Below are 22,677 nucleotides of genomic sequence, written 5' to 3' on the forward strand. Positions count from 1 at the left end.
ATGAAAACCAATGGCAAAGAACTGTTAAAAGAGGTATTGGGGAGTCTGCCTTTTGCGGCAGAGCTGTACTGGATGGTGCGCCAAGGGGGGAACAAACCGATCCAGAGCCGTTTTGTGCTACGCAACTTGCAGAATGCCTTGCCCCAAATGGTGGCACAGGCTCAGGTACTGCGCGAAAAGGCGTCTCCGGGGCGGGAGGTCTTCATCTTTGCTACCCTGCATTACTGGATTGAGCATGCGGCTTTGCTGGCCATTTCGTTAGCCGCGCAGGGGCATCGAGTTACTCTGGCTTTTCTGCCCTACGGGGACTGGTACACGCCGATTAACCGGTTTGACCTGCGTCGTCAGAACGCCTATGCACGCAAGGTTCTTTCGGGTGCAGAGGGGCTAATTAATGTGGTCTCCTTTGTGTCCCTGCGTGCGCCCTATACGCATCTTCCCCCTGAACTTGAGGAGGCCGTGCGCCAGGTCTCGGTCTTTGATACGCAGTACACTCTCCAGGTTGAGGAAGTAGATCTGGAGAGCGATCTTTACCGTTTGCGTTACCTGCGTAATAAGGATGCTGCGCAGGCTGCGCTGGCCTGGTTGAAGCAGCATCGTCCGGATGTGGCCATCATTCCGAACGGCACGATCCAGGAACTGGGGGTCGTTTACCGGGTTGCACGCTATTTGAAGATCCCTACCGTGACCTATGAATTTGGCGATCAGCGTCAGCGCATCTGGCTGGCACAGAATGCCGAGGTCATGCGCCAGGAAACGGATGCACTGTGGCAAGCGCGTAAGGATATTCCTCTGACCGATGATGAACTGGAACGTATGCGTGCGCTCCTGATGGCACGTCGCCGTGCAACGCGTTGGGAGAACTTTGCCCGCTTGTGGCAGGGTGTGCCGGCTCAAGGCGGGATGCAGGCGCGGGCAGCGCTTGGGTTGGATGAGCGTCCGGTGGTCTTGCTGGCCACAAACGTCTTGGGTGATAGCCTGACCCTGGGGCGCCAGATTTTTAGCAAGACCATGACAGAATGGATTAGCCGTACGGTGCAGTACTTCATCGGCCGCCCGGATGTCCAGCTGGTCATTCGGGTACATCCCGGTGAGGTGCTGACCCGGGGGCAGTCCATGGCGGATATCATTCACCATCTCCTACCCCGCCTTCCTGAGCACATTCGGCTCATCCGCCCCAAGGATCCCATTAATACATATGATCTGGTAGAAGTGGCAGATTTGGGGCTGGTCTACACCACTACGGTGGGGCTGGAGATGGCCATGCATGGCTTACCGGTCATTGTGACTGGCCAGACGCACTATCGGCAACGCGGCTTTACCTATGATCCCGATTCGTGGGTCAGTTATTTCAAATTGCTGGGGCAGATCCTGGAAAACCCGGCTGCCTACCGTCTAAACCGCGAGCAGATTCAGCTTGCCTGGCAGTATGCCTACCGGTTTTTCTTTGAATATCCCCAGCCCTTCCCCTGGCACTTGGTGCGCATGTGGGAAGATTATCAGACGCGGCCCCTGGCCAGCGTGTTAGAGGGTGAAGAATATGACCTCTATGCGCCAACCTTCCGCTACCTAATCGGTGAACCGATTGAGTGGACCGTCTCGCCTCAGATGGTGGCTTACAACGCGCGTGAGGGTGCCAATGCATGAACGTGCCTGACTCGGTTAAGCAGCAGGTACAGCAATTCTACGATCAGATAGGTTGGCAGCAGGTAGCCGAGGGGGTCTATCAAAACATGCGCTACGAAGACCTGCGGCCAGTTTCGGCCGAGTACCGGCGGCGCTGTCACCTGCGTGTCGGGCGCCATCTGGCGCCACGGGGGCGCTTTTTGCTTGATGCGGGGTCGGGTCCAGTCCAGTATCCAGAGTATTTGACTTACTCCCAAGGCTATACCTTTCGGGTGTGTGCCGATATTTCGTTGGTGGCGCTCAAAGAGGCTCGACGGCGCCTGGGTGAGCATGGGCTGTATGTGGTGGCGGATGTGGCCGACCTGCCCTTCTGCGCCAGTGCATTTGAAGGAGCTGTGTCTCTGCACACCTTTCATCACCTCCCCCTGGATGAGCAGGAGAAGGCTTACCACGAACTCTACCGCGTCTTGAAACCGGGTGCCAGTGGGGTGGTTGTCAATGGATGGACTGAATCCCCCCTGATGCGACGGCTTGAAGGGGTAATGCGGTTAGCAGAAACCTTGAAAGGCCGTTTGCGGCGTTCTTTGTCTCCATCGGTTACTCAGTCCCCTTCGGCGCAGGAGGATGTTACTCCCGCGGGTACCTATGTGGAGAAGATGACCCCCGAGTGGCTGAAAGCCCGCATTGGTACGCAAATACCCCTGGAAATTCGGGTCTGGCGCAGTGTGAGCGTGCGGTTTCTCCGCGCGGTGATTCACGAACGTTTGCTGGGGCGCTTCTGGTTGCGGCTGTTATACGCGCTGGAAGAGCGTTTTCCACGTTACTTTGGTGAAAAAGGACAATATCCTTTAATCATCCTACGTAAACCCTATTGAGGAGCCTGCATGAACTGGTCGGATAAAGTGGTGTTGGTTACCGGAGGAACGGGATCCTTTGGACGCAAATTTGTCCAGGTGATGCTGGAGGAGTACCATCCAGCCAAAATCATCGTTTTCAGCCGGGATGAACTCAAGCAGCATGAAATGCGTGTGAGCGGATTTGATCACCCCTCACTGCGCTATTTTATTGGCGATGTGCGCGATTTACAGCGTTTGCGCCGTGCCTTTGAGGGTGTGCACATTGTAGTACATGCCGCGGCGCTTAAGCAGGTGCCAGCGTGTGAATACAACCCGATGGAGGCGATCAAGACCAATATCCTGGGGAGCAGCAATGTCATTGAGGCGGCCCTGGATGCTGGTGTGGAGCGCGTGATTGCTCTGAGCACAGATAAGGCCGTCAACCCGGTTAATCTCTATGGGGCTACCAAACTGGCGGCAGAGAAACTATTCGTGCAGAGCAATGCTTATGCGGGTGGAAAAGCAACCCGCTTTAGTTGCGTGCGCTATGGGAATGTGGTGGGCAGCCGTGGTAGCGTGGTGCCGGTGTTCTTGCGCCAGCGTGAGAGCGGTGTGCTCACCATTACCGATGAGCGCATGACGCGCTTCTGGATTTCGCTGGATCAGGGTGTTCGCTTCGTCATCCATTGCCTGGAACAGATGATGGGTGGTGAGGTGTTTGTGCCCAAAATCCCAAGCATGCGGGTGATGGACCTGGCACGGGCCATTGCTCCTGAAGCGCGACTGGAAATCATCGGAATTCGGCCCGGCGAGAAATTGCACGAGGTGCTGATTTCAGAAGATGAAGCCCGTTCGACGGTCGAACTTGAGCACATGTATGTGGTGCAGCCCGTAGAGGCTTTCTGGTTTGGTCGCAAATGGGAAGGGCGGGGTAAGTCCTTACCGGATGGCTTTCGTTACGCCAGCAATACCAATGAGGCATGGCTGACGATTGAGGAATTGCGGCAGATGATTGCCCCCATTGAGGCGGAATACTTGCAGGGTAAACTGCTATGAAACACTGGTTGGTCACCGGGGCGAGTGGGTTATTGGGCTTGAACTTTGCCCTGCATTTTGCCTCGCGCTTTCATATCACTGGTGTGGTCAATCACCATCCCTTACGTCATCCCCCTTTTGAGGTGGTTTCGGCGGATTTGACTCGCCCGGAGGCGGTAGAACGTTTGATTGAAGAAACCAAACCCGAAGTTGTGTTGCACACAGCTGCGCTGGCTAATCTGGATGTATGCGAGCAGCATCCCGAACTGGCCTGGCGCCTGAATGCCGAAGTGCCAGCCGAACTGGCGCGGGTTTGCGCTCAAAAGGGGATTCGGTTGGTGCATATATCAACCGATGCGGTCTTTGATGGGCAACGGGGCAACTACACCGAAGAGGATGTGCCTAATCCGCTGAGCACTTATGCGCGGAGCAAATTGGCCGCCGAGCAGTATGTGCTGCAAACCTATCCCCAAGCCCTGGTTGCGCGGGTAAATTTTTACGGGTGGAGTCTGCAGGGACGTCGGAGCCTGGCTGAGTTTTTCTTTTATAATTTGAGTCAGGGACACCGTGTAAACGGATTTGTAGATGTGATTTTCTGCCCACTGGAAGCAACCCAACTAAGCGAAATTCTGGTAACCCTGGTGGAACGCGATTGTCAGGGGCTGTATCACGTAGTCAGTCGTGAGTGTTTGAGCAAATATGCTTTTGGTTGTGCCCTGGCAGAGCGTTTTGGGCTGGATGCCAGCCTGATTACCCCCATCTCGGTTAATGACAGTCAACTCCGTGCACCACGCGCTCCGAATCTGACCCTTTCCACCGCCAAGTTGCAGGCAGTGGTGGGCGAAGTGCCAGGGCAGCGTGAGGGCCTGGAGCGGTTTTATCAGCATTATCGAGAGGGACGCGCCGCCTATCTAAGGGCGATGGCGCTTGATTTGGAACACCCACAGGCTTGATCCCTTTATGAAAGGAGTTGCTGCTATGGATATTCGGATTGGTCAGCGTTGGATCGGGGATAATCATCCCACCTACTTTGTGGCGGATATTGCTGCTAACCATGATGGAAGCCTTGAGCGCGCCAAGGATCTGATTCGCCTGGCAAAAGAAGCCGGTGCCGATGCAGCGAAGTTTCAAAACTTCCATGCTCCTAAGATTGTCTCGGATTATGGCTTCCGCGCGTTGGGTTCTCAGCGATCCCATCAGGCGAAGTGGAAGAAATCCGTCTTTGAGGTCTATCAAGATGCTTCCATTCCACTGGAATGGACATACGAGTTAAAAGCCGTCTGCGATGAGGTGGGGATTGATTATTTCTCCGCCCCCTATGACTTTGAGTCAATTGACTTCCTGGAGCCCTTTATGCCGGTGTACAAAATTGGTTCCGGCGAGATTGATTGGCTGGAGGCGCTTGAACGGATTGCCAAAAAGGGGAAACCGGTCATGCTAGCAACAGGTGCAGCCAATATTGGGGAAGTCCAACGGGCGGTGCATACCATTCTGAAATACAATTCGCAATTGGTGTTAATGCAGTGTAATACGAACTATACCGGTAGCCGCGAGAATTTCAAGTACGTTAATTTGAATGTCTTGAAGACCTATCGGGTGATGTTCCCAGAGGTGGTTTTGGGGCTTTCTGATCACACGCCGGGCCATGCGGCCGTATTGGGCGCAGTAGCGTTGGGGGCACGGGTGATTGAGAAGCATTTTACTGATGATAATACCCGCGAGGGCCCAGACCATCCGTTCTCATTGACTCCCGCAACTTGGCGTGAGATGGTGGAGCGCACGCGTGAACTGGAGTGGGCACTGGGATCAGCGGATAAGGTGGTCACCGAAAACGAACGCGAGACGGTCATCCTGCAGCGCCGCTGCCTGCGTGCCGCTCGCGACATCAAAGCCGGCGAAGTCATCACCCGCGAAATGATTGATGTGCTACGGCCGGCTACGCCGGGTGCTATTCTGCCTCCGGAGATTGATCGCGTGATTGGAACGCGCGCGCTGGTGGATATTCCTTACGGTAAAGAACTGCGCTGGACGGATCTGGGAAGTTAAGTGGCTCGCGTTCTCTACTTTAGCCGTGATTATACGCCGCACGACCATCGCTTCCTCTCGGCGCTGGCTTCCACTTCCCATCAAATTTACTACCTGCGTCTGGAGCGGGGGCCGCGCCAGTTGGAGGAACGGCCATTGCCGGAGGGTGTTACCTATGTTCAGTGGGCGGGTGGGCTGCAGCCTTTCACCTGGATGAGTCTACCCCGGCTTCTACGTGAGTTCCGGCGTGTCCTAGACGAGGTTAAGCCGGATCTGGTTCATGCTGGTCCTATACAATCTGCGGCTTTCCTGGCGGCGCTGAGCGGTTTCCAGCCTCTGGTAATAATGTCGTGGGGCTCTGATTTGCTGCGGGATGCCAACCGCAATCGTTGGTGGCGCTGGGTCACGGCAGCTGCGCTGCGCCGTGCTACCGTTCTGGTGGGAGATTGCCGTGCCGTTCAGGTAGCGGCTCAGGCTTTTGGCGTGCCTGCCGAACGCATCATCCTTTTTCCCTGGGGGGTGGACTTAACCCATTTTAGTCCCGGGGAGGATGGTGGGCTGCGTGCACGCCGTGGCTGGCAAGAGGCTTTCACCTTGCTTTCGTTGCGCTCCTGGGAACCCATTTACGGGGTGGATGTTGTGGTGCGGGCTTTTGCGGAAGCCGCACGAGAACTGCCCGACCTGCGCCTCTTTCTACTGGGCGGGGGTTCGCAGGCTCCATTGATCCAAAAACTGCTTTATGAGAATGATCTTCTGGATCGAGTTTACCTGGGAGGCCAGGTGGGATACGAGCGCCTGCCGTCCTTCTATCGGGCAGCGGATGTGTATATCAGCGCTTCACACAGCGATGGTTCTTCGGTTTCGCTGTTAGAGGCCCTGGCCTGCGGTCTGCCCGCGCTGGTTTCAGATATTCCAGGTAACCGTGAGTGGATCGTGCCTGGGGTGCATGGGTGGCTCTTCCCAGATGGAGATGTGCATGCGCTAGCCGAAACCATCCGTCAGGTGTATGCCCAACGGGAGGCCCTGGCGGAAATTCGCCGTCAGGCACGTTTTCTGGCCGAGGAGCGGGCCAATTGGAATAAAAACTTTGCCCGATTGCTCCAGGCTTATGATCTGGCCTGGCAGATTGCAGCGAGGTGAGAATGTCGGATGAGGCGGCTTTCAACGTTGTGGCCATCCTTCAGGCGCGCATGAGCTCCAGCCGCCTGCCGGGTAAAGTGTTGATGGATCTGGTTGGGCGGCCAATATTGGTCTGGGGGGTGGAACGCACCCGACGGGCGCGCCGGGTCAACCAAGTCGTTGTAGCCACCACGGTGGACCCTGCGGATGAACCGATCGTCTTTTTATGCCAGGAACGGGGCTATCCGTGGTGGCGCGGGCATCCTTACGATGTGCTGGATCGTTTCTACCAGGCGGCACGTCATTTTAAGGCGGATATCGTTGTGCGGGTGACGGCGGATTGCCCATTAATTGATCCGGGTTTGATTGATGCGACAGTAGAGGCCTTGCTGCGGGAAAAGGCAGACTTCGCGGCTAATCGCCTGCCCCCGCCGTGGCAGCGTACCTATCCGATTGGTTTGGATGTAGAAGTTTGCACCTTTGCTGTCCTGGAGCGCGCCTGGCGCGAAGCTCAGGCACCACATCATCGTGAACATGTCATGCCTTACCTCTATGAGGTCCCTGGACGTTTCCGTACGGTGGTCCTGGATGCGGACGCCGATTATGGCCAGGTGCGCTGGACAGTAGATACCCCCCAGGACCTGGAAGCGGTGCGCCAATTGGTGATATTACTGGGTGGGCGGGATGATTTCACCTGGCGCGAAGCCCTGGCCGTCTGGCAGGCTCACCCCGAATTAGCAGCACTGAATGCGCGGGTCAACCACCATTCTTACAAGGATGTAGATGCTCGCTTTAATTCCGGACGTGCGTCCCAGGGGGACAATTCGCTGTGACTTACCTCACCCTTTTCACTACCCCCAAACCATTCACAGACCCGCACATTGCTCGGATTCAGCGCAATGCAATTCGTTCCTGGATGGCGCTGGGGGATGAGGTGGACGTGATTCTGGTCGGAGATGAGGTTGGAGTGGCAGAGGTTGCTCGTGAACTCGGGGTGAGGCATGTTCCAGAGGTTGCGCGTAATTCCTACGGCACGCCCTTAATTCCGGCCATTTTTGAGCAGGCGCGCCTTCACAGCCACTCCCCGGTGCTGGCGTATGTTAATGCGGATATTCTGCTTACCCCCAGTTTTCTGCAAGGGGCGCGTGTTGTGCACAACGTCATGCCGCGATTTCTTATCGTGGGACAGCGCTGGGATCTGGAAGTCCAGGATGATCTTGTGATTGAGGCGGGGTGGGAAGAAGCTCTGCGCCAGCAAGTGCAAATGCACGGGCGGCGACACCCGCCAGGGGGAAGTGATTATTTTATCTTCCCACGCGAGTGCTTTCAAAACTTGCCCCCTATGGCAGTTGGTCGTGCTGGCTGGGATAACTGGATGATCTACTTTGCCCGCCAGCAGGGTTGGCCTGTGGTGGATGCATCACGCTCAATCTTTATCGTTCACCAGAATCATGACTATCGGCATCTTCCGGGGGGTCAGCCCCACTATCGCCTTCCGGAGACGGAGGAAAATGTTCGCCTGGGAGGTGGGCGGCGCACGATTTTTACTCTCCTGGATGCTACGCACGTGCTATGTGAAGAGGGCCTGCGGCGTGCGCCGCTTACCTGGAAAAAATTCTGGCGCGAGGTTGAAATTTTTCCATTAATCAGCCTGCACTCACGTGTGCTGGGGTGGTTGACCTTTGCTCTTTTTCATCCCCGCAAGGCCTATTATGAGACCTATGCCTGGTTGGCGGCTGTCACACGCCCCTGGCGGAGGCGCTGAGCATTTAGCGGCCTGGTGTAAGCGTGGGCGAAGGGGTTGGCGTGGAAGTGGGCAATAAGGCTGGGTCAATTGCGTAGATTCTCAATCGGCGGAAGCTGACCGAGAGAGCGGAGTCACCAGCGGCACGTGCAAAAACACCCACCCGACCGCTGGCGAAAACCGGGTCGCGCAGGCTGAGTTCTTCGAACCCATTGACGAACAAGCGCAGACGGTCTTGATACATCCAGACCCCCAATCGTGTTTCCACCAAAGGGTTAACTTGAACCTCACCCAGGGTAATCCACTCGCTCAGAGGCAGGCTGCGCCCGTCCTGGAGGCGCTCCAGGCGCATTTGCCCCTGGCAAGTTATGACCCAGCGATAAGCGTTTTGCTCATTGAGGGCACGCAATAGCAACCCAAAAGCATCCTGTCCCTGACACAGGTTGGGTTGGAGGGCTAAATCCAGAAAGGCATTGTCTATTTCGGGAGTGCTTCGCAGGCTGGTTAGGTACCCTTTGGAAGCAATGACTGCCAGGGTTAATTGGTTTTGCTCGTAAGCCGCACTGCCGGTGGGGTTGCGGTAGATTTGCCACGCACCTGGGGTATCGAAATCTTCGCGTAGTAATTCACTCCCTAACCCCAGGGCAGGAGTTGGTGTGGGGGAGATGGCCTGGGTGGGCAACGGTGTGGGAGTGGCGGTAGGAGGAAACCACACTGGCGAGGGGGTAAAGGTGGCCGTTGGGGGTGAGAGGGTAGGGGTTTCCGCCACCGGGGTTATAGAGGGGACGCATCCAGCCCATAAGACGACAAGGGCTGTGAATAGCAGAGCATAACCCCAGCCCTTCATGGAGCCACTTGGACCACCTGGCTACGCTCTGGGCCAACCGAAACGCGGCGCACAGGCACGCCGCACAGGTCTTCAATTCGGCGCACGTAGTCACGCGCGGCAGTGGGTAAATCCTCCCAACGACGTACCGAAGTCACATCTTCCATCCAGCCGGGCAGTTCTTCATAAATCGGTTCAAAGGGCTCCAAGTGCGCTGGACCTAGCGGTAAATCCTGAAGCGTTTGCCCGTTGTAACGATAGGCCACACACAAACGCAGTGTAGAAAGCCCACTGAGGATGTCCATTTTGGTGATCATTAACTCGGTGACCCCGTTGACCCGCACCGCGTAACGCAGGAGAACTCCATCCAACCACCCTACCCGGCGTGGGCGTCCGGTGGTCGTGCCAAACTCGTCCCAGGGGTTCTTGCCTGTGCCCCGCAGCCGTTCAGCGGTTTTGCCAAAGACCTCGGTTGGGAAGGGGCCAGCACCTACTCGGGTTTGGAAGGCTTTGGTGACCCCAATAACGGCGCGGACAGGAACGATGCCCAGCCCCAACCCTAATAAGGCGCCGGCGGCGGTAGGAGTGGAACTGGTTACATAAGGATAGGTGCCCAGGTCAAGATCGAGGAGGGTGCCTTGTGCGCCTTCCGCCAACACTTGCTTGCCCAGGAGCAGTGCCTGATGAAGTTCTTTGCCCACGTCGGCGATGAAAGGTTGGAGCAAGGTGGCGTAATGGGTGTATTCACGAACCACGGCCTGGACGTCCAGAGGATCGGCTTCGTAGATGCGTGTCAGCCAGTTATTGACCGTGTGGACATGGTGTTCGAGTTTCTCGCGAAAGGTGTCCAGGTCAAGCATGTCTTCCATGCGCAGTCCGTGACGTGCTGCCTTATCGGTATAAGCCGGGCCAATTCCACGGCCGGTGGTGCCAATTTGTCCGCTACCTCGGGCGCGTTCCTGGGCTTGATCCAATGCCCGGTGGGCGGGGGTGATCAGATGCGCTGCGTAAGAGATGCGCAGTCGTTCTGGCGTAACGCTGACTCCCGCGGCTTTCAGGTTCTCAATCTCCTGAATCAGCGTGGCGGGGTTAATGACCATGCCATTGCCCAATACCCCAATCGTGTGGGGATGAATAATGCCCGAAGGGATAAGATGAAGGCGAAATGTGTGCCCTCCTACATTGACGGTGTGCCCGGCATTATCGCCTCCATTGTAGCGAGCCACCAGATCGGCTTGTGCAGCCAGCAAATCCACAATACGTCCTTTGCCTTCATCCCCCCATTGGGTTCCAATGACGATATCCAAAGGCATCTCCCAGCCCTCCTCAAAAGCGAGAAGACCATCCCCCGCTTTTTGTTTAATTATACCCTGCCCAGCTCTTGGTAAGGCAGGTGGATGGCATATGTTATAATTTGCCTGAGTTCATCTATGAAGCGTCTTGCCTGGTTATTTCTCAGTGTTGTTTCGTTTTTTCTAATGGCGGCACTCTGGCCGTTGCCCTCGGCACGCCCATGGGCACAGGTGAGTTACGCTACCCCGACGGCTTTGCCCGATGGGCGTATTTTGTATGTTGTTCAACCTCAGGATACTTGCATTCGAATTTCACTGCTCACCGGGGTATCTATTGATGATCTGCGTTTGTTAAACGGGTTGGATGCGAACTGCACCCTGCGCGAGGGGCAAAGCCTTTTGCTGGGTACGGTTGCGCCCACCCCCACACCCTTTGGGCCCACAGAAACGCCCACACCCCTTTTGCCTTCTCCTACTCCTTTCCAGGGGAATGGACGGATTTGTGTTTTCCTTTTCAATGACATTAACGGGAACGCCTTGGTGGAGGAGGGGGAGTCGGGAATTGCCGGGGGGGCAATTAGCGTCACCGATCGCCTGGGAAGGATCTCCCGTGAGGGGGTTAGCCAGAGCGGAACCGACCCGGTGTGTTTCGAGGATCTTCCCGAGGGAGACTACAATATCAGCGTGGCCGTGCCGGAAGACTATAACCCAACGACCCGCATGAACTACGCTCTGACCTTGCGTGCAGGTGATACCTCTACTCTGGACTTCGGGGCCCAGTTGAGCTCGCGTGCGCAACCCTCAGATGTTGCGGGGACGCAGCGCTCCCCGCTCCTTGCCATCCTAGGGGCCGTGCTACTGCTTTTCGGGGTAGGACTGGGGCTCTACGCGCGTTTCATAATGCGCCGTTGAACGTTCCTCACACAACCCTCTTGCGGGAATTTGATCGTTTAGCATTTCGGGAGTGATTTGGGCCAGGAAATTCCAGAAAGCCTCCTGAGCGCTGCCAAGAGGATGGAGACGGTGGCGGCAGAAGAAAATCTCTTCCACTAAATCCACGTCGCGGATACGTACAATAGCGACTTTTCCTTTTCCGACGTGGTCCACTGCAGATTGGGGGACAAAGCCCACACCAATTCCTTTCTCCACCGCAATCACAATGGCTTCAGAATTCCCCAGGGTCAGTACGATTCGGAGGTCATGGATGTTAAGCCCTCGCTTCGCCAGAGCATTGTGGACAACCCGGTAGGTACCTGCACTTTCTTCGCGCATGATAAAACACTCGCCCAGCAGGTCGTCCAGGGAAACCTCACGTTGTGCTGCCCAGGGATGATCAAGGGGGGCAATAAGTAGCACGGGTTCGTGGTAGAACGGGCGAAATTCGATATGGCGGTCCAATTCATCAAAACTGCTTGAAAAGGAAAAATCCACCTCGCCTTTGCGTAGCATTTCCAGCGCCATGGCACGAGGAGTAACGTGAACAGTGGCTTGAACGCGGGGATGCTGAGCCATGAAACGCCCCAGGATTATGGGCAACATGTATTTACCTGGGGTAGTACTGCATCCAATGGTCAGGTGGCCAATAATCTCGCCGCGCAGGCTTTGCATGAGTTCCTCGGCGCGCGAGTGGACGAGCAGAATTTGCCGTGCCAGTGGCACCAAGGCCATCCCGGCTTCGCTCAGGGCCATTTTGCGCCCTTTACGGATAAACAGGGGAACCCCCAGTCGGCTTTCGAGTTGGTGGATGTGTTGGGTAATTGAAGGCTGGGAAAGTCCGAGTTTCTCAGCAGCGCGCGAGAAGTTAAGAGTCTCGGCAGCGGTCAGAAAAACCTGAAGTTGATAGGGATTCAGCATTGGCTTGCCTCCATATCGTATTTTCTTCTCAATAATTTTTTCTAATTATAAACCATAACCAAGTCGTTGGCGTATTTGTGATAAAAGGCACTAATTGTTTCGAGGATGATTCCCTAAAATAGGGAGAGTGGAAATGAGAATTTGATTGAACCAGGAGAATAGATTATGCGGCGGGTAGGGATGCTTTTGCTTATCCTTGGTGTGGGTGTGTTCCTGGGAGCGTGTGCTTCGCAGGGGATATCCACGCCCACCCCGGTGCCGACGGCACCTTTGCCAGAGGCGGTGCTAACGCCTTTGAGTCAAACTGATTACTGCGTCCAATGCCATACAGACAAGGAGGCGCTCATTGAAACGGCAAAACCAGAGGAGAAAGCTCCTAGTGAATCTGAAGGGGTGGGTTGAGGGGGCGAGGTGGCTCCGTTGGAGCCTTGGGAGAAAGTGCTGATCAGTGCTGATTTCACTCAGAGCATTCATGGGCGTGCCGGCTGTGTTGCCTGTCATCGCGGCCAGCAATCCCCTGATAAGGACACGGCGCATGTAGGATTGATCCCTGATCCCAGCCAGGATGCACAGCGCGTTTGTGGAGTTTGCCACGGCGAAATTGTGGATGGGTTTGGCACCAGTCTGCATGCCTCATTGCAGGGCTATCGCACGATTGTGTACTCACGCAGTGTCCCCGAAAATCATCCGGCATTGGACACCGCCATGCAGAATCACTGTTTGTCGTGTCATACCACATGTGGTGATTGCCATATCAGTCAGCCCAAGCCAGTGGGTGGGGGGTTGTTAAACGGCCATAACGTGGAGAAGACGCCCTCAATGACGCGAGTTTGTACGGCGTGTCATGGTAGCCGTGTTGGTGCGGAGTACTTGGGTAAGCATGAGGGAATCCCTGGAGATGTGCATTTCCGGGAAGGGCGCATGAATTGTATGGCTTGCCATGCGGGTACCGATTTACATGCAGCCGAGGGGGATGCGGCAAAGCATCGCTACTGGGGGGATCAGCAGCCTGCTTGCAAGGATTGCCATGCTCAGGTTGGGCGGGCGGATGACCCTATTCCACAGCATACCATCCACGGAAATAAACTGGCCTGCCAGGTCTGTCACGCCGTGGAATACACCAGTTGTGATGGGTGTCATGTTGCCATCAGCGAGAAGACAGGCAATCCATTCTTCAAGACTGAAGCCACTTACCTCTCGTTTGTAATTGGTCATAATCCCTGGCCGAGTCGTGAACGTCCATATGAGTATGTGGTTTTACGCCACGCGCCGGTTGCTCCTACCACGTTTGAGTATTATGGTGAAAATTTGTTGCCCAATTTTGGGCTTTTGCCGACCTGGACCTATGCCACCCCGCACAACATCCAACGCCAAACGCCTCAAAACCGTTCTTGCAATACCTGTCATGGTAATGCAGCCCTCTTCCTGACCGCCGATAAGGTCAAATCTGAAGAATTGGAGGCCAATCGCCGAGTGATTGTTGAGAACATTCCTGCTGCAATTCCAATTCCCTAAAACTCTTAAAGTCACGGAGGAAAAGAAATGGTACAAAGTAAGCGAACACAATTCCTGATCCTGTTGGTTCTTCTCAGCCTGTTGCTGAATGCGTGTGCCACCGCCGCGCCCACGCTTGCGCCAACAAACGAACCTGCTACAGCGCCAACACAGGTGCCTACAGCACTGCCTTCACCGACGGTTGAAGCCCAACCAGATGTTGTAAGCCTGTGGACTCAGTTAATTGCCGATTTACCGGCCGAAAAGGGTTTTGGCACGGTCAGCGCTGCCAAATTGAATGAGGAACTGGCTGACAAACCCCCTTTCTTGCTGGATGTGCGTGAAGCCGCAGAGATCGAGAAGGATGGTTATATTGAAGATGCGGTGCATATCCCGGTACGTGACGTTCTCAAGAACCTGGACAAACTTCCGGCACAGGACCAGCCCATTGTGATTTATTGTGCCTCGGGTCATCGGGGGGCGCTGGTTCAGGCTGCGCTGAAATTGCTAGGTTATTCCAATGTGCGTAACCTGGGAGGCGGTTTGGGGGCATGGAAGAAAGCCAATTTGCCTGTGGTTACCGGAAGCATGCCACCAGCACCAGCGGCTGGTACAGCCCCTGAGATTAAGGACCAGGCTCTCTACACTCTACTGGACGGCTTTCTAAGCAACCTGCCCGAGGGGTTCTATGCCATCAAGGCGGATAAATTGAACACCGACCTGATTGAAGGCAAAAAACTGGTGCTGGTAGATGTGCGCACGGCTAAAGAGTACGAAAATGACGGGCGTATTGCTGGTGCCATTAACCTGCCATTCAATGAGTTTATGTCCCATTTGGGAGAATTGCCCAAAGATGTGCCACTAGTCATTTATTGCGCATCAGGCCATCGGGGCGCCATCCTCATGATGGGCCTGCGTTTGTTGGGCTATGATGCGCTCAATCTGGCAGGCGGTTTGAATGCGTGGAAAGCTGCTCAATTGCCAGTTGAAGGCTGGGTGGATTGGAACGCCACCTGGAAAGATTTTCTGAGCAATTTGCCCAAGGATTTCTACACCATCTCGGCTGCCGATCTTAATGCGGCTTTGGCTGACAAACCGCCTTTCTTACTGGATGTACGCGAGACTGCAGAGTTAGAGAAAGAAGGGTATATCAAGGGGGCAGTTCATATTCCGGTGCGTGAGGTGCTCAAAAATCTGGACAAACTCCCAGCCCAAAATCAGCCCATTGTGATTTACTGCGCTTCCGGGCATCGCGGGGCTTTGGTGATGGCTGCGCTGCGTCTGTTGGGTTACAGTGAGGTGCGTAATCTTGGGGGTGGTCTGGGGGCGTGGAAGAAGGCAAATCTACCGGTGGAAACAGGCAGCCTGCCCGAACCACCCGTGCCCGGCACGGCTCCAGAGATCAAGAATCAGACTCTCTTCAAGGGATTGGATGACTTCTTGAGTAATCTGCCCGACAACTTCTATACCATCAAGGCCGCTGATTTGCAGGTGGCTCTGGGTGAAGCCAGTAAACCTTTCCTCTTGGATGTGCGCACAGCCGAGGAGTTGAAGACAGATGGTTACATCGAGGGCTCAGTCCATATCCCGGTCAACGAGCTTTTCACCCGCCTGAATGAGTTGCCTCAGGATAAGGCCACACCCATTGTTGTGCTGTGCAAATCAGGACACCGCGGCGCTCTGGCGCTCATGGCTCTGCGCATGATTGGTTACAGCAATGTATCCAATCTGGCTGGCGGATTGAATGCCTGGGTGGCTGCGCAATTCCCCGTCGTCAAGTAATGACTCATAAAATAGCGTAGAGGTGGCCGGGTGGGAGGTGATCCTCACCCGGCCAATTTTTAAGAGGATGTGGGGGGAGGCAGTTCTCGTAACAGCTTTTGTAGGGCTAACTCGTATTCGGCTTTGTTGGGAGGATTGAGGGCAATGATTTCACGAACCATTCGAATGGCCTGAGGGGTTTCACCAAGTTCGATGTAGGTATCTGCAAGTGCATCAAGTTCTGCCACAGCGTGCTCAATTTGTTGAAGCTGGCGATACAGGTGAGCCAGGCGATAGCGTAGCAGTAACTTTTTCTGGGGATGTTCAAGAATCAGGTCGTGCAGGAATTGAACTGCTTCGTCAATACGATTAGCGCTGATCAGAAAGTGGATGTAGTTGTCTATTTCATTAAGGGCGGCTGTTTCCTGACCCAGGCGGAAGTGAAGTTCGATAATGCGTCCGCGCAGGTCACGGTCGTCCGGTTGTAATGTGCGCATTTGCTCGTACGTGCTCACGGCTTGTCGCCAGTCCAGGCGCTGCTGATCAATGTCTGCTACTTTGCCTAAAATGAGCAGCGCCCAGCGTCGGTACTCGCGAGAAGACTGGGCAATGTGGAGCGCTTCTAAATACGTTTGGCGAGCCTTGTCCAATTCGGCTAGGTGGTAGTGCGTATCGGCCAGGGCGATGCTTTCCTGGACGGCCTCGTCGGTGCGTCCCTGGTTTAGTAACAGTTCAATTAATTGATGGCGAATAGGGAGTTCCATCGGCGCCATTTGAGCACTACGCTGTAACAGGTTTACAGCTTGGCTCGTTTCGCCTCGCAAGTGATACAGTTGAGCCACCAGGCGGTACTTATTAACCGCTTCCTGGGTCATGCCCTTCTGCATCATCAGGTCGCCAATTTGGATGTGCAAAGGCAGGTAAGTAGGTGCGAAACTCAGGGCGCGAAAGGCTTCTTCCATGGCCGAGTAGAGCATGTGGCGGGCAGCCAGTTGCCGAACCTGCTCAAGGGCTTCAATCACCCGCGCACTGCGGGTCTCAAGCAGCATTTCGGCCAGCAAGGGTGGGGGGGTGTTCTCGCTCACTTGCTGCTGCAATTGCTGGCGCGCCTTTCTCAGAAGGTCTCGCCAGTTGGGTTGGGCAATTTGGTGTTCGATGCTCTCACAGAGGGCCTGCAACTTTTGAGGATCTTTTTCATTACGCTGAGCCTCGATAATTGACTCATAGGCCTGATTAATTCCCTCTACCTGAGGCGGAGGAACAGTCTGGGCGTCGGCCAGGCGCAAGGCCTGGAGGTAAGCCGTGGCTGCTTCGCCGTAGTTGCCTAATCGGGCAGCGATGCGCCCAATCAAAAGGAAGGCAGCCAGGGCAAAATCGGGGTGAGCCGCCGCCCGGTAGAGGTACTGTAAGGCGCGGGCCGGATCTCGCTCGGCGAGTAACAATCCCAGATTGTAGGAGAGCGCGGGGTGAACGAGTCCCAGTTTTTCTGCGCGTTCCAGTTCCTGCAGCGCCTGAGTGTCATCGCCGTGGGTTTGGGATTCAATGGCCTGGTTGAGATGAAGTAGCAACCGGGTTAAATCGGCCTGGTTTGTGGGCAGGAGCGTTCCTGTGCCGCGGGCCAGGGCGCTCAATCCCCGGCGTGAGGAGGAAGGTGCTGAGGGATTGGCGACGTGCTCGGCCTGATCAAAGAGCAAAGTGGCCAGTTGCACCAGCGCCTGCTGGCGCGCCTCAGCGATGGGATCAAGGGGCTGACGATCTTGGTCTTCGGTGTCGGTTTGGAGAATTTCGGCCAGGCGCACTGGACCAGTGCCGCCACGTGGTCGGGTGGGTTTAGGTAGGGGGGTGCCGTTGCGCAGAGCCTGTAAAGCCTGGGTGGCTTCGGCGCTTCCGGGCAAGAGTTCCAATGCATGCTGGACCGTCTGGATGGCTTTGGAAACCTGGTTGTTTTGTTGCAAAAGGCTGGCTACGGCCAGATAGGCTTCTACGGCTTCGGCTTTACGTCCCAAACGTTCGTAGATAAGGGCCAGCCGGCTGTGGGCCGTCAGGTTTTCGGGTTGCAGACTCAGGACCCGCATGAGACTGGCAATTGTTTTCTCAACATCACGGTTCTTGAGGTACAGATCAGCCGCCTGTAGTCCAAGCCGGACGGCATCTTTTAGCCGCCCCAGCCGTTCGTAAATGCGTGCCATCTTCTCATATGCCAGGGGATCCTCCGGCTGTAAAGCAGCCAGGCGCTGATAGATTGAAAGGGCTTCGTTAAACTGCTGTAACTCAAATAGGGCCAAACCAAGGTTACTTAGTGCCTGCGGATCATCCGGAAACTCTTCTAGAGCGCGCCGATAATGTTGCGCAGCCAGTTCCCAGTTCTGATCCCAGGCCGCCGAATGTCCCTCGTTCATGGCTTGTTGATAGAGCTCGCGATTCCCGGCCACGTTTCCCTCGTTCTATCCTGGAGTGGGCATACCTTGAAAAAGTTAGGAGGAGGTTTCATCAAAGGGGGTCATTTCACCCCAATTCAAGCCCCAACGGGCCTCAGTCAGGAGGGGCACGACCAGTTGGTAAGCATTCTCCATCACATTCTTTACCACTTGGGCGGTGGCGACTTTCTCTGCTTCCGGGCATTCCAGGACCAGTTCGTCATGCACCTGAAGCAGCAGGCGGGCCGAAAGACCTGCTGATTCCAGCGCTGTTGGCAGACGCACCATGGCAATTTTCATAATATCCGCCGCTGTGCCCTGGATGGGGGCATTTATGGCTTCGCGCTCTTCGCGTTGGCGAACGGCAGGGTTGGGGGGATTCTTGAGGTTGGGGAAGTAACGTCGGCGCCCTAACAGGGTTTCCACGTATCCCTGGCGAGCAGCCAGGGCGCGGGTATTCTCAATGTAATCCTTGACACGAGGAAACTGACGGAAATAAGCCTGCACAAAATTCTCTGCCTCAGCCAGGGTTAAATCGGTGGTGCGAGTAAGCCCAAATGGGCTCATGCCGTAGATCAGGCCGAAGTTGATGGCTTTGGCGTGTCGGCGTTGTTCTTTGGTGACCTGCTCGAGAGGTACGCCGTAAATGGCCGCGGCCGTAGCGGCGTGAATGTCCTGGCCTGCCAGGAAAGCGTTGATCATGGCTTCATCGCCAGAGATGTGAGCCACGATGCGCAGTTCAATCTGAGAATAATCCACCGAAATGAGCACCATTTCGGGTGCGGCAATAAAGGCGCGCCGCACCAGGCGGCCTGTTTCAGTGCGGGTGGGAATGTTCTGCAAGTTGGGGTCCGAGGAAGCCAGACGCCCGGTAACTGAGCCGGTTTGATTGAACGATGTGTGTACCCGCCCTGTCTTGGGATTGACCTGCTCGGGCAGTGCGTCTACATAGGTGGATTTGAGTTTGGAGAGCTCCCGGTATTCCAGAATCATCTCAATAATGGGGTGTGCAGAGCGCATTTCTTCCAGCACTTCGGCTGAAGTGGAGTAGTGCCCGCTACTGGTGCGCTTGCGCCGATCCGGGGGTTCTAAACGCAGGGTTTCGAAGAGGGCTTTTGAAAGTTGCTGAGTTGAGTTGAGGTTAAAGGGATACCCCACTATCTCAAAGATCTTAGATTCAATCTCGGCCAGCCGCTGGCTCAATTCACGTGACATTTGGCGTAAGAAGGGTACATCTAATGCGATACCGGCTTGCTCCATGCGTGCCAAAACCGGCACCAGTGGCATCTCCACCTCATTAAATAAGCGCAGGGCGTTGACTTCTCTCAGACGTTCTTCGAGTAGGGGCTTTAAGCGCAAACAAATCTCCGCATCGGCGGCTGCATACGCAGCAACAGTTTCAATCGGCACCTCAGCCATGGAGCGCTGTTTTTTACCTTTGCCGATGAGTTCTTCGATGTGGGTCATCTGGACGCCCAGGTAGGCCTCGGCCAATCCTTTGAGGTTGAGGTTGTAGCCTTCAGGATTAAGCAGCCAGGCAGCGATCATGGTATCAAAACTTAAGGGAGAAACCCAGATTCCCTGCTCGGCCAGGACCAGCAGGTCGTACTTGAGGTTATGGCCTACCTTGCGCCGTTGAGGGTGGTTCAGGTAGGGTTGCAGACGTTCACGCACCAGTGCCCAGGGCAATTGGGTTTCCCCGGTGGTGTGTCCAAGTGGGATGTAGTACCCCTCACCTGGTTCAACAGCCAGGGAAATACCCACCAGGTCGGCTCGAAGAGGATCCAGGCTGGTTGTTTCGGTATCGAGCGCAAACTCGTCTGCGCGCTCCAGCCGTTCGCAGAGTTCATCGAGCGCCTGGGAGGTGTTCACAATATGATAGCGGGTTTCAGGTGCTTCGGGACTACCCACTTGAGTGAACGGCAACCCAAAGAGGGGAAGTTGTGTGGTCGCCGGGGGCGTTTTCTGTTGCAGGGCTTTGAGGCGTGGGATCAAACTGCGGAATTCGAGTTCCTGGAAAAAACGTTCTGCCGCATCAAAATTCAGGTTACGGGTGCGTGCCCGTTCCAGGTCAAGGGTGATTGGAACGTCGGTGCGAATGCGTGCCAGATCACGGCTAAGGTAAGCCGACTCGCGCCCCTTCTCCAGCAATGTGCGCAGGCGTGGGGGCAATTCATCCAAATGCGCATAGATTTCATCCAGGGTGGGGTATTGGCTTAGCAATGTAACAGCAGTTTTCTCGCCGATACCTGGCACACCTGGAATGTTGTCAGAAGTATCACCCACCAGAGCCTTGTAATCCACAATTTGCCACGGGCGAATCCCCAGCAGGGCGACCACATCTTGAGGGCCATAGTCTTTGGCCTCAGAGAGTTTGTTACCAGCCAGGTTTACGATCACACGCTCGTTTACCAGTTGAAGCAAATCGCGATCCCCAGTGATGATCTTAACCCCCAGCCCATTCTCAAGGGCTTGGTGAGTAATGCTGCCCAGAACGTCATCGGCCTCGTAGCCCTCTTTTTCCAAAATTGGCAAGCCAAAGGCCTCCACCATTTCGTGCAGACGATCAATTTGGGGGCGCAGTTCATCCGGCATTTTGGCCCGTGTGGCTTTGTAATCTGCAAACAAATCGTTACGAAAAGTTCGCCCGGTATCAAATGCCACTGCCAGGAATTCGGGCTGTTCTTGATCCAGCAGGCGCAACAACACACTGGTAAAACCGTAAATGCCCGTGGTAATCTCGCCCTTCGTGGTCATCAGGTGCTGACCACCCTTAAGGATGGCAAAGTAGGTACGGTAAGCCAGGGCATGACCATCAATCAGATATAACGTTGGAGGCATGGACGGTTAACCTCAGGAAGCGGCACGATTTTGAGCGATCAGGGCTTCGATTTCTGCATTGCTTGGAGGAGTCTCATCGGCGATCGCCAGATGCATGGGGGCCCAAAAAGAATCTGGGGCCAGGTCGGCCAGGGCCTCAGGTACTCGATGAAAGAGCCTCCAGGCGCTGTGATGTCGTACAATGTGCACCATGTGGCGAGGGGTAACAGAGGAAGGAATGGCAATTGTCCATAGGAGATAGTTCGAGGTGACGACCAGGCGCTTAAGCGTCCATCCCAGGCGCTGGCACCAGTGCGGCATCCAACGTGTCAGTTCCATGGTCACCTTGGGGTTTTGCAGGGCTTCCGGGAGCGTGGTGACCAGGACGGCTGTGTAGGTGAGATAAAGGGGTTTCTCCGCGGCAGGCTGGTTGAGGGCGTCCAGGGTCAACGGTTGGGTGTCTTCTACAGAAAGAGTAGGTGAAGAACTTTCAAGGTCTACAGGGTGTTCAGAAGGAAACCCTCCGGTGGCCACTGCTAAGGCCTCAAAGAAATCCGGGGGTGGCTCAAACGCACCCTCATGTGCTTCTTCGGGAGGCTGAACATCTACCTCGCCGGGTTCAAACGTCCAGACTTCCGACCGGATTTCTCCCCTCTCAGATGGACCTGCCTCGGCCATCAAAGTTTCCTCTAACGCAGGGGGTTCAGAAGAAGACACTTCGGGAGTAAACGCTACTTCGGGCAACCAGTCCGCCTGAAAATCCGGCATTTCCGCACGAACGGACTGTTCCGGATCAGGAGGTGGGGCTTCGGCCAGCCATTGTTCCAGTAGACTCAGATCCGGAAGGGAAATGCTTTCGTCTTCCCCCTCATCCTCGGGGGTTTTCCATCCATCTGCTTCCATCATCCAGACCAGGGACTCCGCTTCCGGGGTCGGGGGTTCGGTTTCGCCAGTGCTTTCTTCAGGGGGGCTGGCCGGGGAGGTGGCGGATGCTTCGGCGAGCAAGAGTTCGGAAGTCAGCCAGGGGGAGGCTTCGAGAGATTCTGCTAATGCTCGACCTTGTTGCCGTGCCCGGCTCAGGAGTGTGGAAGCAGCGAAGAAGACCAACAATAGCGTATGGGAAGCGAGGGGGTGGGCGTAGAGCAGAATTGGCTTGCTTTGTCCCAAAGGTGTCACATATCGCAGCCATTCACCGTCTCTCAAAAGGCGCTGCTCGCGCTGTTGCACCCAGGCTTCCAGGTACTCATGAAGCGAGGTTTCGAGGTCTCCGGTTTGGACAAGCACGCGTCCGGCGCTGTAAATCCAGGTCGCTTGTGCGTCGCTTTGACTCAGGAAGGTAGTCAAGTGCTGGTGAAGTGCTTCCAAGGGCTGAGGCATTTGGGGCGGGGGCGGGAGGATCTTTTCGCCTCGACAAAGGGTCTCCACGGCGAGTAACAAATCGGGCAGGTAAAAAGGTTTGGACAGATAGGCCCAGGCAAGGATCGCAGAGGCTTCAGGATGATAAGGGTCGTTCTCCGGTGGAAAGAGTAGGAGGGGAACATGAGGAAACTGATGTGAAAAAGCCTCCAGGTGTTCCCGCAGCAGGGTATCACCGGTAGGAAAATCTGCGATCAGCAGGTCAACCGGTTCTTGGGCAAGGCGGTCAAAGATATCCGCCGGAGAGGCACATAGGATGACCCGGTAGCGTCCGGTTTCCTCCAGGCTGAGACGCAGCCATTCGGCAAATTGGGCTTGAGGGCTGAAAACCAGGAGATTCTTCACGTCGTTGACCATGTTTTTAAGTCTATCACGGCTAATAAGGCTGAGCAAGCACAATGGTGGCTAAGTT

General features: G+C 55.4%; 18 protein-coding genes. 12 read left to right on the top strand and 6 right to left on the bottom strand.

The annotated features are described in order from the left end of the window. Genes SE15_RS02030 through SE15_RS02065 form a run of 8 tightly spaced genes read left to right on the top strand, consistent with a single transcriptional unit; the run spans position 1 to position 8,406 of the window. The gene (locus SE15_RS02030; RefSeq protein ID WP_054520432.1) at positions 1-1,647 is read left to right on the top strand and encodes a capsular polysaccharide export protein, LipB/KpsS family; all 1,647 of its coding nucleotides are present in this window, start codon (positions 1-3) and stop codon (positions 1,645-1,647) included. After that, positions 1,644-2,501: a class I SAM-dependent methyltransferase gene (locus SE15_RS02035; RefSeq protein WP_054520433.1), complete on the top strand. Its 858-nt coding sequence runs from the start codon at positions 1,644-1,646 to the stop codon at positions 2,499-2,501. Before SE15_RS02030 ends, SE15_RS02035 begins: the two co-directional genes overlap by 4 nt. Before the next feature lie 9 nt (positions 2,502-2,510). Beyond that, positions 2,511-3,518 carry a UDP-N-acetylglucosamine 4,6-dehydratase (inverting) gene (pseB, locus tag SE15_RS02040; RefSeq protein WP_054520434.1) on the top strand — a complete coding sequence of 336 codons (1,008 nt, stop codon included), beginning with the start codon at positions 2,511-2,513 and terminating at the stop codon, positions 3,516-3,518. Next, positions 3,515-4,450, top strand: a complete 936-nt coding sequence (locus SE15_RS02045) for an SDR family oxidoreductase (RefSeq protein ID WP_054520435.1) — start codon at positions 3,515-3,517, stop codon at positions 4,448-4,450. The genes pseB and SE15_RS02045 overlap by 4 nt, the downstream gene beginning before the upstream one ends. A 25-nt stretch (positions 4,451-4,475) precedes the next feature. Then, positions 4,476-5,543, top strand: a complete 1,068-nt coding sequence (locus tag SE15_RS02050; protein WP_054520436.1) for an N-acetylneuraminate synthase family protein — start codon at positions 4,476-4,478, stop codon at positions 5,541-5,543. Further along, on the top strand, positions 5,544-6,662 hold the full coding sequence (locus SE15_RS02055; protein ID WP_054520437.1) for a glycosyltransferase family 4 protein: 1,119 nt from the start codon (positions 5,544-5,546) through the stop codon (positions 6,660-6,662). Positions 6,663-6,664: 2 nt separating this feature from the next. Beyond that, entirely contained in the window at positions 6,665-7,474 is an 810-nt protein-coding gene (locus SE15_RS02060; RefSeq protein WP_054520438.1) for a cytidylyltransferase domain-containing protein, read from the top strand. Further along, on the top strand, positions 7,471-8,406 hold the full coding sequence (locus SE15_RS02065) for a hypothetical protein (RefSeq protein WP_054520439.1): 936 nt from the start codon (positions 7,471-7,473) through the stop codon (positions 8,404-8,406). Before SE15_RS02060 ends, SE15_RS02065 begins: the two co-directional genes overlap by 4 nt. A gap of 4 nt (positions 8,407-8,410) precedes the next feature. Here the strand turns inward: SE15_RS02065 and SE15_RS02070 are convergent, their stop codons facing one another. Beyond that, positions 8,411-9,232 (bottom strand): hypothetical protein, encoded by an 822-nt coding sequence (locus tag SE15_RS02070; protein ID WP_054520440.1) that lies wholly within the window; start codon positions 9,230-9,232, stop codon positions 8,411-8,413. After that, a complete protein-coding gene (locus SE15_RS02075; RefSeq protein WP_054520441.1) occupies positions 9,229-10,524 on the bottom strand; it encodes an adenylosuccinate synthase in 1,296 nt (431 codons plus the stop codon). Before SE15_RS02075 ends, SE15_RS02070 begins: the two co-directional genes overlap by 4 nt. A gap of 117 nt (positions 10,525-10,641) precedes the next feature. Between SE15_RS02075 and SE15_RS02080 the strand changes: the two genes are divergently transcribed. Next, positions 10,642-11,415, top strand: coding sequence for an SdrD B-like domain and LysM peptidoglycan-binding domain-containing protein (locus SE15_RS02080; RefSeq protein ID WP_054520442.1), 774 nt, complete (start codon positions 10,642-10,644; stop codon positions 11,413-11,415). Here SE15_RS02080 and SE15_RS02085 read toward each other — a convergent pair. Then, the gene (locus SE15_RS02085) at positions 11,359-12,357 is read right to left on the bottom strand and encodes a LysR family transcriptional regulator (RefSeq protein WP_054520443.1); all 999 of its coding nucleotides are present in this window, start codon (positions 12,355-12,357) and stop codon (positions 11,359-11,361) included. The genes SE15_RS02080 and SE15_RS02085 overlap by 57 nt on opposite strands. A gap of 165 nt (positions 12,358-12,522) precedes the next feature. Between SE15_RS02085 and SE15_RS02090 the strand changes: the two genes are divergently transcribed. Genes SE15_RS02090 through SE15_RS02100 form a run of 3 tightly spaced genes read left to right on the top strand, consistent with a single transcriptional unit; the run spans position 12,523 to position 15,633 of the window. Further along, entirely contained in the window at positions 12,523-12,759 is a 237-nt protein-coding gene (locus SE15_RS02090) for a hypothetical protein (protein WP_054520444.1), read from the top strand. 9 nt (positions 12,760-12,768) lie between these two features. Continuing rightward, entirely contained in the window at positions 12,769-13,872 is a 1,104-nt protein-coding gene (locus SE15_RS02095; protein WP_054520445.1) for a multiheme c-type cytochrome, read from the top strand. Positions 13,873-13,899: 27 nt separating this feature from the next. After that, positions 13,900-15,633 carry a rhodanese-like domain-containing protein gene (locus tag SE15_RS02100; RefSeq protein WP_054520446.1) on the top strand — a complete coding sequence of 578 codons (1,734 nt, stop codon included), beginning with the start codon at positions 13,900-13,902 and terminating at the stop codon, positions 15,631-15,633. Between the two features lie 59 nt (positions 15,634-15,692). On the opposite strand, the gene SE15_RS02105 is transcribed toward SE15_RS02100, so the two are convergent. From SE15_RS02105 to SE15_RS02115, 3 genes are read right to left on the bottom strand one after another with little or no spacing between them, the layout of a single operon-like run. Continuing rightward, complete coding sequence (locus tag SE15_RS02105; RefSeq protein WP_054520447.1) at positions 15,693-18,044, bottom strand: tetratricopeptide repeat protein; 2,352 nt, start codon at positions 18,042-18,044, stop codon at positions 15,693-15,695. 42 nt (positions 18,045-18,086) lie between these two features. Continuing rightward, positions 18,087-20,870 carry a DNA polymerase I gene (gene polA / locus SE15_RS02110; RefSeq protein ID WP_054520448.1) on the bottom strand — a complete coding sequence of 928 codons (2,784 nt, stop codon included), beginning with the start codon at positions 20,868-20,870 and terminating at the stop codon, positions 18,087-18,089. Between the two features lie 12 nt (positions 20,871-20,882). After that, the gene (locus SE15_RS02115) at positions 20,883-22,622 is read right to left on the bottom strand and encodes a DNA-binding transcriptional response regulator (protein ID WP_054520449.1); all 1,740 of its coding nucleotides are present in this window, start codon (positions 22,620-22,622) and stop codon (positions 20,883-20,885) included. Between the last annotated feature and the right edge of the window lie 55 nt (positions 22,623-22,677).

The organism is Thermanaerothrix daxensis (assembly GCF_001306145.1).
In the GTDB taxonomy this organism is placed as follows: Bacteria; Chloroflexota; Anaerolineae; order Anaerolineales; family Anaerolineaceae; genus Thermanaerothrix; species Thermanaerothrix daxensis.

Excerpts from the sequence above, each read along its gene's own strand:
- SE15_RS02030 (WP_054520432.1), top strand. The coding sequence starts at position 1 with ATGAAAACCAATGGCAAAGAACTGTTAAAAGAGGTATTGGGGAGTCTG.
- SE15_RS02035 (WP_054520433.1), top strand. The coding sequence starts at position 1,644 with ATGAACGTGCCTGACTCGGTTAAGCAGCAGGTACAGCAATTCTACGAT.
- pseB (WP_054520434.1), top strand. The coding sequence starts at position 2,511 with ATGAACTGGTCGGATAAAGTGGTGTTGGTTACCGGAGGAACGGGATCC.
- SE15_RS02045 (WP_054520435.1), top strand. The coding sequence starts at position 3,515 with ATGAAACACTGGTTGGTCACCGGGGCGAGTGGGTTATTGGGCTTGAAC.
- SE15_RS02050 (WP_054520436.1), top strand. The coding sequence starts at position 4,476 with ATGGATATTCGGATTGGTCAGCGTTGGATCGGGGATAATCATCCCACC.
- SE15_RS02060 (WP_054520438.1), top strand. The coding sequence starts at position 6,665 with ATGTCGGATGAGGCGGCTTTCAACGTTGTGGCCATCCTTCAGGCGCGC.
- SE15_RS02070 (WP_054520440.1), bottom strand. The coding sequence starts at position 9,232 with ATGAAGGGCTGGGGTTATGCTCTGCTATTCACAGCCCTTGTCGTCTTA.
- SE15_RS02075 (WP_054520441.1), bottom strand. The coding sequence starts at position 10,524 with ATGCCTTTGGATATCGTCATTGGAACCCAATGGGGGGATGAAGGCAAA.
- SE15_RS02080 (WP_054520442.1), top strand. The coding sequence starts at position 10,642 with ATGAAGCGTCTTGCCTGGTTATTTCTCAGTGTTGTTTCGTTTTTTCTA.
- SE15_RS02085 (WP_054520443.1), bottom strand. The coding sequence starts at position 12,357 with ATGCTGAATCCCTATCAACTTCAGGTTTTTCTGACCGCTGCCGAGACT.
- SE15_RS02090 (WP_054520444.1), top strand. The coding sequence starts at position 12,523 with ATGCGGCGGGTAGGGATGCTTTTGCTTATCCTTGGTGTGGGTGTGTTC.
- SE15_RS02100 (WP_054520446.1), top strand. The coding sequence starts at position 13,900 with ATGGTACAAAGTAAGCGAACACAATTCCTGATCCTGTTGGTTCTTCTC.
- polA (WP_054520448.1), bottom strand. The coding sequence starts at position 20,870 with ATGCCTCCAACGTTATATCTGATTGATGGTCATGCCCTGGCTTACCGT.
- SE15_RS02115 (WP_054520449.1), bottom strand. The coding sequence starts at position 22,622 with ATGGTCAACGACGTGAAGAATCTCCTGGTTTTCAGCCCTCAAGCCCAA.